Raw genomic sequence first — 14,220 nt, forward strand, 5'->3', positions numbered from 1 at the left:
AATGCCATCAATTTTAAGATATTCAACTACTGCTAGGGGTTCTATGGTTATTACAGGAAATACATTAGGGTTATTAGGAAAGTTTAATCCACCTGATGCAACTGATACTGATGTAAATGCTAATGGTATAGGTGCTTTTATTAGTTTGAATAATGGAATTTCTGCTCCAGGTGGGTATCCTTTAGGTACAACATTTGATTGGAGAGAAAATGGATCAGATGCAATAATCGATATACCTGTATCTGCAAAAATATTGTATGCAGAGCTATCGTGGTCAGGTTCATATTTAAATGCCGATCAAGATGTAAGTGCATTTCTTGATAATGCTATTACTTTTAATACACCATTAGGTAGCTTTCAAGTTAATCCAGATGCTGCAACTGCTGGTAGTGTAGTTTTTCCTACTAATGGTGTTGGACAGTATTTTAGAAGTGCAAATGTAACCACATTAGTAAATTCAGGTACTGGAACGTATAGTGTACAGAGCATTCCAGGTGTATTAGGAGGTACTCCAAGTAATCCAGCTGTAGAAAATAATTATTTAGGATGGAGTTTAGAAATTGCTTATGAAGATGTAACTTTACCATATAGAAACATGAATGTATGGACTATATTTGATCCAGTAGATTTAGCAATTTCTCCAATTGTTGATATACCAGTATCAGGATTTAGTACGCCAATATCAGGTTCAATAAAAGCAAGATTACTAATTAGTGCTGGAGAAGGAGATCCACAAGTAACAGGGGATCAAGTTTTATTCGGTCCGGATATAGTGGGTTTAGTTGCATTGCAAGGAGAGCCACCATCACCACCCAATAATCCAGTAGATAATTTTTTTGTTTCTAGAATTAATGATGGTAATTCAGAAAGTTTAACTGTAGGGCAGGTTGATACACTAGGCAGTTTTGGAACTTTGAATCAACCAGTACCAACAACTTTAGCTGGGAGATTAGCTCCAGGACGATATGGGTATGATATTACTAATGTTGATGCAAGTACAACTCTTGTTAATTCCCAAACAAATGCTTTAATAAGGTTAACAACTTCTGGTGATGGATATGTTCCAAATTTATTAGGGCTTCAAATAGATTCAAATTCACCGATTATAAGCATAAATAAATCAGCGCCAGCAACTGCAACAAGGGGAAGTGATATAACTTACACTTTAACAGTAACTAATACTGGAGTAATACAAGCAGATACAGTTACAGTATTAGATCCAGCGCCAACAGGAACTACTGTAAATCCAGGAAGTGTAACAGTTCAAAATGCAACAGGACCAGTTGTAAATAATTCAACAGCAGCAACTTTAAATGTAGATATTGGACCACTTTTACCAAATCAAGTAGTGACTATACAATATACTGTAAGTACTACAGGAACAACTCCAACACCAGTGTTAAATAGTACTACAGCTAATTATACTTTTGTGCCAATACCAGGAGGAAATGTAATAACAGACACATCTAATAGTAATGAAACAATAACAGCTATTGCTAATAAGTTTGTATGTGAACCGTTTGGATACAGGGTAGCAGCCGAATCAACTGGTACAAATAGTACACTTTTAAAATTAAATTTAGTAACAGGGGAAGTAGACGTTCTAAATCCGGATATTGGAATGAATATAAATGCTATTGGATACAATGTTTTAGACAATTTAATATATGGTATAGAAAATACAACTACAAATTTAGTAATATTAGATTCAACTGGTACAACATCAGTTTTGGGACCTGTACCAAATTTACCACTATTACCTTCCCCATTTTATAATACAGGCACAATTGATAATAATGGACATTTATATATTAAAAGTTCTACAGATCCCAATTACTATGTAGTAGATGTTAATAGTAGTTCACCAACATTTGGACAATTAGTAGATCCACTTAATGGATTTGTTTTAGATACAGCACCATATGGAACTCCTATAAATCCTAATATGCTTGTAGCTGATTGGACAGTTAGTTCAGTTGATGGAAATTTATATGGAGTAGAAAATACAAGTGGAAATGTTGTTAGTTTAAACCCATTAACTGGAGTTGTTACAGTATTAACTACAAGTGGTATACCAATAGGAGCGTATGGAGCAGTATATTCTATTAATGATCAATATATATATGCAACCAATAATACAACAGGTGTAATATATAGAATTGAAATAAATGGAGATAATGCTACTGGTATTGTATTTTCTTCAGATGTTCCAAGTAATAATAATGATGGTGCCGCTTGCTTAAATGCTGAACTTTTAATCGATTTTGGAGATGCACCAGATCCAACACCAGGAAATGGACCAAATGATTATTCAACATTATTAGCTAATAATGGTCCAAGGCATCAGATAATTAATCAACTATATCTAGGGACACAAGTGACAGCTGAGAATGATGCATATGCTAATATAACATCAGATGCAACTGGTGATGATATTATACAAGGAATTCAAGATGATGGATTAGTAGTTCCTCTAACTCCAATGTTATCAACAGATACAACTTATGCATTAAATGTCTCTGTTACCAATAATACTGGATTACCAGCTAATCTTTATGGATGGATAGATTTTAATGAAGATGGTATATTCCAAGGAAATGAAGCAGCACCTGTACAAATAGTTCCATCAGCCTTAGGATTACAACAATTTATTTTAAACTTCATAGTACCAGTAGGAGTAGTATTACAACCAGATCATACTTTTGTAAGGTTAAGGCTTACAACTGATGATTTAATAAATCAAAATAGTTTACCAATAGATGAAGATACAAGGAGTATAGGACCAGCATCAGATGGTGAAGTAGAAGACTATTATTTAACAATAACACCAGTAGCAGATATAAGCGTTGTTAAAACAGGAGCACCAAACCCAGTAGTAGTTGGAAATACGTTAACTTACACAATGGTAGTAAGTAATCTAGGACCATCTGATGCTCAAAGTGTAAGTTTAACAGATGCAGTCCCAGCATGTATTTTAAACCCAGTGTATTCAGTAAATGGAGGAACAAGCAATCCATGGCCAGTAGGTGGAATAAACCTAGGAACAATAGCATCTGGAGCTACACCAATAACAGTAACAATAAGTGGAACAGTAGATCCAGCATGTACAGAGTCAAGTTTAGTTAATACAGCAACAGTAAGTTCACCAACACCAGACCCAGATCCATCTAATAATACTAGCACAGTAACAACCCAAGTAAATCAATCAGCAGATATAAAGGTAGTAAAAACAGCAAGTCCAAGTCCGGTAGTGGCAGGCCAAACTTTAACTTACACAATGGTAGTAAGTAATCTAGGACCATCTGATGCTCAAAGTGTAAGTTTAACAGATGCAGTACCAGCATGTATTTTAAACCCAGTATATTCAGTAAATGGGGGAGCAAGCAATCCATGGCCAGTAGGCGGAATAAACTTAGGAACAATAGCAGTGGGAGCTACACCAATAACAGTAACAATAAGTGGAACAGTAGATCCAGCATGTGCAGAGTCAAGTTTAGTTAATACAGCAATAGTAAGTAGTCCAACACCAGATCCAGATCCATCTAACAATACTAGTACAGTTACAACTCAAGTAAATCAATCAGCAGATATAAGTGTAGTAAAAACAGGAAGTTCAAACCCAGTGGTAGCTGGAAACATTTTAACTTACACAATGGTAGTAAGTAATTTAGGACCATCTGATGCTCAAAGCGTAAGTTTAACAGATGCAGTCCCAGCATGTATTTTAAACCCTGTATATTCAGTAAATGGAGGAACAAGCAATCCATGGCCAGTAGGTGGAATAAACCTAGGAACAATAGCATCTGGAGCTACACCAATAACAGTAACAATAAGTGGAACAGTAGATCCAGCATGTACAGAGTCAAGTTTAGTTAATACAGCAACAGTAAGTTCACCAACACCAGATCTAGATCCAAATAACAACACTTCAACAGTTACAACAACTGTAAATACTTTAGCAGATGTTTCAGTAGTAAAAACAGCAAATCCTATTAACGTAAATCGTGGAGATGTAGTGACTTATACTATAGTTGTATCAAATGCAGGACCATCGGATGCACAAAGTGTAAGTTTGGCAGATGTAGTTCCAAGTGAATTATTAAATCCAGAATTCTCTATAAATAATGGAGTAAGTTGGAATATTTGGTCAAACCCATATAGCATAGGCACATTAACAGCAGGTACTTCAAAAACTATTTTTATTAGAGGTACTATCAGTAATACAGCAATAGGAACAGTTAATAATACAGCAACTGTAAGCAGTTCAACACCAGATCCAAATCCAGATAATAATACTTCATCAGCAAGTATAGAGGTTAATTATGCAGATTTAGTAGCACCAGGAAACTTTGTTAAAGCAGTAGATAAGCAATATGCAGATATTGGAGATGAAATAACGTACACTATTAATGTAACTAATACAGGAAATACAATTGCAAATAATGTTGTTATAACAGATCCGATACCAAATGGAACAAGTTATGTTAGTGGAAGCTTAATTGCAAGTGCTCCAGTAACCGGAACACCAGCTGGTGGAATTAATGTTACAAATGGAATAGCACCGGGAGCAACTTTAACTTTAAGCTATAAAGTAAAAGTTATTCAAATGCCAGTACCAAATCCAATACCAAATACAGCAAGTATAAGCTACACTTATACAGTAGATCCAAACAATCCAAATGGAGCAAGTGGAAGTGGAGATACTAACACTGTATTTACTCAAGTAAATCATGGAGAAATTCTTCCGGAAAATGCAGTAAAAACAGTTGATACAAACCCAACTACACCTGGAGATATTATAACTTATACAGTTTCTATTAAGAATACAGGAAATGTACCAGTTGATGCATTAGTTACAGATGTGGTGCCAACAGGAACACAATTTGTTACTGGAACAGTAATAATTAATGGTGTATCTAAACCAGCGAAAAATCCAAACTTTGGAATAAAAATTATAGGTATTCCAGCCGGAGAAATAGCTAATTTAAGCTTTAAGGTAAAAGTATTAGACAATGCACCAAGTACTTTAATCAATAATGCAAAGATTAATTACTCTTATGTAGTGGATCCAGCACTTCCACCAGTTAATAAAGATGTAACTACAAATACTGTAAATGTTACAGTATTAAAGCCAGAATTAACTTTAGTAAAATCAGCAGACAGAACTGGAGCGGTAGTTGGAGATATAATTAGATATTCGATTACAGCTACAAATACTGGAGAAATTCCATTACAAAATGTAATAGTTAAAGATGTTTTAGCTCCAGAATTGAGCTATATTGGAAATCTAACTATAAATGGAGTGCCTTCAGGTCAAAGTATATTAACAGGAGTTAATATTGAAGATTTGTCAATAGGTGAAGTAAAGACAATTTCTTTTGATGCAAAGGTAAATGCTATTCCAGCGGATAAGACTATTAATAACACTTCAACTGCAACATTTAATTATATAGTATCAGGAAAGAATTTCAGTGGAAATGCTACAAGTAATGAAGAAACTATTAGAGTTTATAATCCTGAATTAACTATGACTAAGATGTCAAATAATCCTATTGTTAAAGTAGGTGATACCTTCCAATATACTATTACAGCAGAAAATACTGGTGATATTATTATAAATGATGTAATTGTTAAAGATGATTTACCACCTGAATTTGAAGTTGTTCAAATCATTGTTAATGGAGATGTTGTTAATGGAGATATTGAAGCTGGTATAAATATAGGTAATCTTGCAATTGGTGAAAGTGTAGATATTGTTTTAACAATACAAGTATTGGCTGATTTAACTGATACTTTCCAAAACATTGCCACTGGTACTGGTACAAGTATAACAGATCCCAATAAACCACCAGTAATAGTGGAGGGAGAAGGAGAAGATCCAGGTGTTACAGTTTATAATCCTAAACTTGAATTAGAAAAATCAGTTGATAAACCTTATGTAATAGTTGGAGATACTGTAACTTATACAGTAGTTGCTAAAAATACAGGTGATATTGTTTTAGGTAATGTGGATTTAGATCCTATAGTAATTTATGATCTATTAGGTCCTAGTTTAGAATTTGTTTCTGGCTCAGTTACTATTGATGGAATATCTGACCCGTTATCAGGAATAGTAAATGGTGTAATTCTTGGTGTATTAAATGTTGGTGAAAGCAAAACTGTAACTTTTAAAGCAAAAGTTCTATCTAATGATATTTCACCAATAGAAAATACTGCTCAAGCAACTTTTGGTTATCAAATTCCAGGCGATGAACCTGAAACTGGTAATGCAACTAGTAATACAGTACAAGTAATTCCTGAAATTGCTAATTTAGAAATATTAAAGGAAGCTGATACAAACTTCGCAGTTATGAACGATGTAATAAACTATACTGTAACTGTAACAAATACAGGAACCTTAGATGCTAACAATGTAATTTTTACAGATGAATTGCCACCAGAAGTTGAATTAATTGATGGTTCATTCAAAGTTGATGGAATCGGTATAAACAATGTAGACTTGAGACAAGGCGTAAATATTGGAACTATTAAAACAGGTGAGGAAGCTATAATAGAGTATTCTGTAAAAGTTATAGCTACTAACTGTGAACTGAAAATTAAAAATTCTGCAATTGCTAAATTCCAATATAGATTACCAAATGGAACTACTGGTACTGTTACTACAGATCCATCAGAAACTTCTACTGTTATTGTAAATCTTGGTATTAGTAACTTTAAACAATTATTTATAGAAGAAAATCTAATAATTCCAGATGAAAAACCAGATATAGAAGAGATTAATGAAGTAAATGGTGATGTAGAAATAATCAAGCATTATGTAGTAGAAACTCCTATCTTAAAATCAAATGAAGGACAAATTTTAACAGGTTGCAAGTTGATAATTCAAGGGGTTTTAAATGAAGTTGTTGAATATACAGCATTAGATTCTGAACAAACAATTCACTCAGCTCACTATTCTATACCATTCAGTACTTTTATAATTCTTCCTGAGAATTATTGTTATGGTAATGAAGATATAACAACTGAAGTTGAGGATATATATTTTAATAGCTTAAATTCACGAAAACTATTTACTAATGCCACTATTTTAATAAAGGCAACAGTAAGTTATTGTAAATAATTTAAATTGTGGCTGGTTCAAATTTCTGAACCAGCCTTATAAATACTTTTGAATTGTAAATTTTAGTGAGAAAATTGATGTAAAAAGTTTAAAAGTTATTCTAAATATTTTATTAATTTATTAAATTTAGTAATATGCCGCGTAGAATATTATAATTTTAGGATTTGTATATCAAAATTACTTGTTATTTCTTCATTTAAAAATTTAAAGGTGGTTAATTTTTAAGGTTATATATTGTCCACACCACAAAAGCCATGAAAATCTAAAATTTTGGATTTTTGTGGTTTTTTTTATTGTTATTATTGTAAATTTAGTGGAATGAATAAAAAAAAAATACACATAATAAGATTAGAAAATAAATTATATTCAATAATATGATATTTCCTTATAATTTAAAAACACTATAGTAAATGAAAAATTAGTTATTTAAGAATATAAAAATAAGGAATATAAAAAATTAATAAGTTTATGATGCAATATATTTTTTTAGTAAGTTAAAGAAGTATATTTGATTCATAGTAGGTTTATTAAATAAATACAGAGTAATTAAAAATAAATTAAGGAGAAATAATATGCAGGTATTAAAAAAAGTATTAAAAGTTATAATAACTTCAATTATGATTTTAGTTATAATAGTAGGCAACAGTAAGAAAGCTATAAGTCTTACCAAAGATTTTCAAGCAAGGAGGTCTATTAAAGTAGCTGTATTTGCCAAAGATCTTGTTACTGATGATTATCTCATAAATATTTGTAAAGATTTCGAAGAGATTGAAAGAAAAAATCAGGGAAAGGTTAAAATTACCTGTTATGATTCGAAATCCAATTTAGCAATACAAGATGAAACTATTGATAAAGTACTTAAAGAAGGTGTTGATCTTATATTACTAGATCCAGCTGATACAAGAAATTTACAGGGAACTATTGATAAAATTAAAATATATGATGTCCCGGTAATAATATTTAATAGAGAACCACTTACAATGGATGCCATTAAATCTTATTCAAAAGCTTTATACATAGGAACAGATTCAAAACAATCTGGAATAATGCAAGGAAAAATGCTTATTGATGATTGGAATACTAATAAAAATTTAATTGATAGAAATGGAGATAATATAATTCAATATGTTATGCTGCAAGGTGAGCGCTATAATATGGTTCCAATTGAAAGAATAAAATCTTCTGTTTCCACAATTGAAGAAGCTGGAATACAAACAGAAGAACTTGCATCAATAGTTTGTCAATGGGATTTGGAGTTAGCTAAAAGCGAAGTTAAGTCATTGCTCTTAAGATATGGCAATAGAATTGAAGCTATAATTTCAAACGATGATACAATGGCACTAGGAGCTATTCAAGCGTTACAAGAATTTGGATATAATAAAGGAGATAGAACAAAGACAATTCCAGTTGTGGGAGTTGACGCAGTACCAGAAGCTAGAGAATTGATTGATAAAGGAATTATGTTAGGTTCTGTTGTTCATGATCCAATAGATTTGGTTCAGGCTCTTTATAGTGTAGGAATGAATTTAGTGAACAATAAAAATCCTGTGGAGGGCACTGAATATAAGCTTGATGATACAGGAGTTTCAATACATATTCCCTTTAGAGGTTATATACAAAATGTTAGAGGATATGTAGAAAGTAAATAATTAAAAATGTATAATAGTTTAAAAGATAAAATTAAATGATAAGTATGTTAGAAAATATTTTTAAATACTTACCATTTAATTTTAAGGATAGACATATAACATATATAACTATTTAGAATCATTAATAACTATTTTTCTATTTAGAATATGACTTGTCAGATATGTGTATTTAGAGAATTTTTATTAGTGGATAGAAAAAATAATACCTTTCATGTAAAATAGTAGTAGGTTTTGAAAGGAGCAATTAAATGTACACAGCAGATTATTTTATAAAAGAATTAAATATGATATCACATCCAGAAGGTGGATTTTATAAAGAGAGTTTTATGTCAAAAGAAAGTATTTTAGCTAGAAAATTAAATGTTGAAAGTGAAGAATCAAGAAAGCTTTGGACTAGTATATATTTTTTACTTAGAGATGGTGAAGTTTCAAATTTTCATAGATTAAAATCAGATGAAATGTGGTATTATCATTCTGGTTCTCCACTAACTATTTATATGATTACGCCTAAAGGAGAACTTATCACAGAAGAACTTGGACTTAACATTGAAAAGGGAGAAAAACCTCAGATATTGGTTCCTAAAGGCTACATATTTGGTTCTGCAATGAACAATGAAGGATATGCTCTAGTTGGTTGCATGGTATCTCCAGGCTTTGAATTTAAAGATTTTAAATTGTTTGAAAGAGATTATTTATTAAAAAAATATCCAGAGTATAAACAAGAAATTCTTAAATTAACAAGATAAATATATTTGAACTATCTAAAATAAAGAGTGAATTTTTATTTTAGATAGTTTATTTTTTATTTAATAGACATAAACATTATTTTCTTTCATATGTTTTAAACTAACTGTTTAAATAGAAGTTCTAGTTCTAAATAGGTAGCTTTTTCCTAGTTGAAAAATATGCCTATTTATATAAAAGAAAAATAAGTTATAGGTATATAAAATATATTTATTCAATAAAATTTATATTTACATAATATGTTAAATGTTGCAAGTAGTATTAACATACAATATAATTATAAAAGTTATATAATCATTTAACATTTTTATTAAGAGCATATATGAAGAAAAGAAATTTATTTAAAAAATATGAAAAATTAACTAGTTATATGCTAGTATGAAAAATGTATTTAATGGGAGGGATTTTTATGGAAGAAGCTATTAATTTTGAGTCTATTCTTATAATTTCAGTGTTAGCTTTTATAACACCGTTATTTATTAATTCATTTAAAAAAATAAAGATACCATTTGTAGTTGGAGAAATATTTATTGGACTTATATTTGGAAAAAGTTTTCTTAATTTAGTACATGAAGATGTATGGATTGTATTTCTTTCTAACCTAGGTTTAGCTTACTTGATGTTTCTTAGTGGATTAGAGATAGATTTTAATCAATTTAAATCAGATGAAAATGGCAATAAAACAGCTAAGACTTTATTAATATGTTTTGTTATGCTCATAATTTCATTAATTGTATCCTATGGAATATCAATTTATTTTGTCAAAGTTGGGATAATAAAAGATGTATTTTTCTCTACTTTTCTTTTAACAGCAACAGCTCCAGGGTTATTAGTTCCTTTACTTAAGGAAAGAAATTTACTTGATTCTGATTATGGTCAAACATTATTGATTTTTTCATTATTTTGTGAATTTGTATGTTTAATAGCAATAACAATTTTATCTACAATAATAGATTCAGGGCTTAGTTATAAGAACTTTTTATTTACTATATTAATAGTACTTTCTTACGTTATTTACAGGTTTATAAAAAAATCAATAAAAAAATTTAGATTTAGTATTGAAAATTTTAAAGGTCTTCACATAGAAGTAAGAGCTGCTTTTGCTTTAATTATTATTTTAGTTTCTGTATCTCATGCTTTAGGTGCAGAAATTGTAATGGGATCTTTTTTAGCAGGGGTAATATTTTCACTTATTTCAGGTTATAATCGTGAAGATTTAAAAGAAAAATTAGATATAATAGGATATGGATTTTTGATACCAATATTTTTTATACAATTGGGTGTAAATTTAGATATAAAAACAATATTTAATGATGTTAAAATGTTAGCATTTATACCATTGTTACTTATAGCATTTTATGTAGTAAAACTTTTTGCTTCATTACTACTATCGCTTTTATTTGGAACTAATAAAGCAATATCTGGTGGATTTATACTTTCAAGTCAGTTGAGTTTAATGATAGTTGGTTTACAAATTGCTTATTCTTTAAATGTAATAAGTGATTCAGTATACACTTTATTTATAGTAACAACTATAATGTCTTGTTTTATATTTCCTATTTTATTTGACAAGATTTTCAAATATGATGGAATTGCAACAAAGAAATCATCTGCTTTAGATAAAATATGCATAAGAGAAAGAGTTTTGACTAATTCTAATTTAGTTGATAAACCACTTAAAGAAATTAAATTTCCACCAAGTTGTAGAATAGTTATGATAATGAGAGGCTCTGAAGAGATTCTTCCAAATGGAGAAACTATATTAAGGAAAGGAGACATTCTTCTTTTAGCTGGGATTAAATCTAATGAAGGTGAAATGTTAGATATGGTTACAAGAACAATAATATAGTTTTAGTTAACGGTATTTTTCAAAATGTAAATGTTACATTTAAAATTAAATCCATCATGATGTAATTTTCATCATGATGGATTTTGATTTATTTTTTTCTTTGAATTTTGTTTTTTGTGTTCTTAAAGTTATATCAGTTATAACTAATCTATCTCTTGCTTTTAAAGTCATATCAACAGCATTAGCTACTTCATCAGGAGTAATATATGTGTCAAGTAAGTTTCCTTCTTTAAAGTTAGCATTTCTATAAAAATTGGTTTTAGCTATATCAGGATGAATAGTAATTATTTTTACGCCATATTTTCTTGATTCATCAAGTAAACTATTAGAAAAATGAGTTAAATTATTTTGAACATGTTTCAATACTTCCTTCTTTAAAGTATGTTTAAAAAGTATGTCTGTATAATAAGTTCTCTTTGTATCATTATCTATAATTTTATTGTAGAGAAAGGTTTGTCCAATTTGTAAATTTTTGTTTTTACTTCCATATAAACCAATATTAATAATAAGATCAGAATCCAATGGTTTAACCTTTGATAATAAATATGTTTAAATGTAAGTAGATAAGAGAAAAGAAGGCTGATATAATGTTTTTTAGAATGTGTATACTATATTAGATAATAAGGAGTTATCAAATGAAATATTATTTAGCACCAATGGAAGGAATTACAGGTTACATATATAGAAATTCTTATGAAAAATTTTTTGGACATATTGATAAATACTTTACACCTTTTATTGTTACAAACAAAAGTAGAAGTCTTAAAACTAAAGAATTAAGGGATGTTTTGCCTGAAAATAATGAAGGAATGAATATAGTACCTCAAATACTTACTAATGATTCAGAAGGTTTTATTAATACCTCTAGAAAATTACAAAAGTTAGGTTATAATGAGGTTAATTTAAATTTAGGCTGTCCTGCTGGAACAGTTGTTGCAAAAAACAGAGGCTCAGGATTTCTAGCTAAAAGAGAAGAACTTGACATATTTTTAGATGAAATATTTAAAATAGATGATATGAAAATTTCTATAAAAACTAGAATAGGAAAAGATAATTCAGAAGAATTTTATGAATTAATAAAAATTTATAATAAATATACTATAGAAGAATTAATTATTCATCCTAGAACACAAAAAGATTTTTATGGAAATAAACCTAATTTAGATGTATTTAAAGATGCATTATCTTTAAGCACTAATCCAGTATGTTATAATGGTGATATTTTTACTGTTGACGATTATAATAAATTAACAAAAACTTTTCCAAAAGTAAAAACAATGATGATAGGACGAGGTATATTAGCCAATCCAGGATTAATTAGTGAAATAAAAGATAATAATAACATAGATAAAAAAATATTAAAAGATTTTCATGATGAAATTTTTGATAAATATAGAGAATTATTTAATGAAGATAGAAATGCTTTATTTAGAATGAAAGAATTATGGGGATATATGATTTATATATTTTCAGACAATAAAAAATATGCTAAAAAATAAAAAAGTCACAAAAATTAAGTGATTATAATGAGGCTGTTTCAAGTTTATTTAAAGAGCAGGAAATTATAAAAGGGGCTGGATTATTTTATAATCAATATTAAATAAAAATGGAATTATAAGTATTACGTATTAAGAAGTGAAAAGAATGCAATTTAGAATATTTTTTTTAATTAATACAAATCCTAAGGTTAATGATTATAATAAACCTGTATCTTTGGAGGATTTAAATGAATAATTTTAAAAAAATATTAACATTTATTATGATACTTATTATAATAGTTACTTTACCCATAGGAGTTTTTGCAAATAATATATTCACTAATTCAAATTTTAAGAAAGAAAAACCAGTTAAGATAGGTGTATTTTTAAGTGATCTTGAAAACATGTATGTTTCTCTAGTTAAACAAGATTTAGAACGTATGGAAAAAGAAAATAAGGATAAAGTTAAATTTATTTTTTTTGATGCAAAAGGTAATAAAAGCTTGCAAAATGAAAGTATTGAAAAAGCTCTTACAGAAGAAGAAGAATATGATCTTTTTATAATAAATTTAATTACTAATAACTTAAGTGATATAGAAAGTACTTTAATTAAAATTATAAAAAATAATATTCCTTTAATTTTAAGTCCAGATTTATCTAAAGAAATAATAAACTTTATTAAATCTTATAAGCGATTTGTGATTGTTGGAGCAGATTATAAGCAAGCGGGTGCTATAGAGGGGGAGATACTTGTTAATGAGTGGAATTCTAATAAAGAGTTCATAGACAAAAATAATGATAACATATTACAGTATATTATGTTAAAAGGTAGTATTGGTAGTCCTTTAACATATTTAAAAACAAAGTATTCTGTTTTAGCACTTAATGAAGCAGGGATAAAAACAGAAGAACTTGCATCAGCTAATTGTGAAGGTATGGAGGATTGTGCTAAACTTTCTATTGAATCTCTATTCCTTAAATATGGAAATAAAATAGAAGCTATAATTGCTAATAATGATGATATGGCAATAGGTGCTGTTAAAGCGCTACAAGAGTATGGATATAATAAAGGAAATAAATCAGAAACAATTCCAGTTGTAGGTATTAACGGAATTCCCGTAGCCAAAGATCTAATTGAAAAAGGGTTTATGACAGGTACTGTTGTTTTAGAACCTGAAAATTTTGCTAAAGCTATTTATTCTATTGGAATGAATTTAGCTTCTGGTATACCTGCTCTTGAAAATACAAACTATAAATTTGATGATACAGGATTTACAGTTCATTTAGATTTTAAGGAATATATAAATGAGACAAAGTAAATATTAAATTTTATTATTAATATGTTTATAATTTTATTTTATGTATTTTAAGTCAATTGTT

General features: G+C 29.0%; 6 protein-coding genes and 1 pseudogene. 6 read left to right on the top strand and 1 reads right to left on the bottom strand.

The genetic code is table 11. The features are described 5' to 3' along the window. The first annotated feature begins 1 nt into the window (after position 1). The 4 genes from BGI42_RS06175 (at position 2) to BGI42_RS06190 (ending at position 11,362) form a co-directional block, all read left to right on the top strand. Positions 2-7,120: a DUF7507 domain-containing protein gene (locus BGI42_RS06175; RefSeq protein ID WP_069679492.1), complete on the top strand. Its 7,119-nt coding sequence runs from the start codon at positions 2-4 to the stop codon at positions 7,118-7,120. Between the two features lie 572 nt (positions 7,121-7,692). Then, positions 7,693-8,769 carry a galactose ABC transporter substrate-binding protein gene (locus tag BGI42_RS06180; RefSeq protein WP_069679493.1) on the top strand — a complete coding sequence of 359 codons (1,077 nt, stop codon included), beginning with the start codon at positions 7,693-7,695 and terminating at the stop codon, positions 8,767-8,769. Between the two features lie 248 nt (positions 8,770-9,017). Then, positions 9,018-9,515: a cupin domain-containing protein gene (locus tag BGI42_RS06185; RefSeq protein ID WP_069679494.1), complete on the top strand. Its 498-nt coding sequence runs from the start codon at positions 9,018-9,020 to the stop codon at positions 9,513-9,515. 407 nt (positions 9,516-9,922) lie between these two features. Beyond that, complete coding sequence (locus BGI42_RS06190; RefSeq protein ID WP_069679495.1) at positions 9,923-11,362, top strand: cation:proton antiporter; 1,440 nt, start codon at positions 9,923-9,925, stop codon at positions 11,360-11,362. A gap of 54 nt (positions 11,363-11,416) precedes the next feature. Here the strand turns inward: BGI42_RS06190 and BGI42_RS06195 are convergent, their stop codons facing one another. Further along, positions 11,417-11,884, bottom strand: coding sequence for an SDR family oxidoreductase (locus BGI42_RS06195; protein ID WP_069679496.1), 468 nt, complete (start codon positions 11,882-11,884; stop codon positions 11,417-11,419). A 113-nt stretch (positions 11,885-11,997) separates the two neighbouring features. Between BGI42_RS06195 and BGI42_RS06200 the strand changes: the two are divergent. Further along, positions 11,998-12,962, top strand: a pseudogene (locus BGI42_RS06200) (tRNA dihydrouridine synthase). A gap of 126 nt (positions 12,963-13,088) precedes the next feature. Continuing rightward, positions 13,089-14,159, top strand: a complete 1,071-nt coding sequence (locus BGI42_RS06205; protein ID WP_105165901.1) for a galactose ABC transporter substrate-binding protein — start codon at positions 13,089-13,091, stop codon at positions 14,157-14,159. Positions 14,160-14,220: the final 61 nt, after the last annotated feature.

The sequence above is a fragment of the Clostridium taeniosporum genome, assembly GCF_001735765.2.
GTDB classification, from domain to species: domain Bacteria; phylum Bacillota; class Clostridia; order Clostridiales; family Clostridiaceae; genus Clostridium; species Clostridium taeniosporum.

Coding starts and splice junctions, on each gene's coding strand:
- BGI42_RS06175 (WP_069679492.1), top strand. CDS start 2: ATGCCATCAATTTTAAGATATTCAACTACTGCTAGGGGTTCTATGGTT.
- BGI42_RS06180 (WP_069679493.1), top strand. CDS start 7,693: ATGCAGGTATTAAAAAAAGTATTAAAAGTTATAATAACTTCAATTATG.
- BGI42_RS06185 (WP_069679494.1), top strand. CDS start 9,018: ATGTACACAGCAGATTATTTTATAAAAGAATTAAATATGATATCACAT.
- BGI42_RS06190 (WP_069679495.1), top strand. CDS start 9,923: ATGGAAGAAGCTATTAATTTTGAGTCTATTCTTATAATTTCAGTGTTA.
- BGI42_RS06205 (WP_105165901.1), top strand. CDS start 13,089: ATGAATAATTTTAAAAAAATATTAACATTTATTATGATACTTATTATA.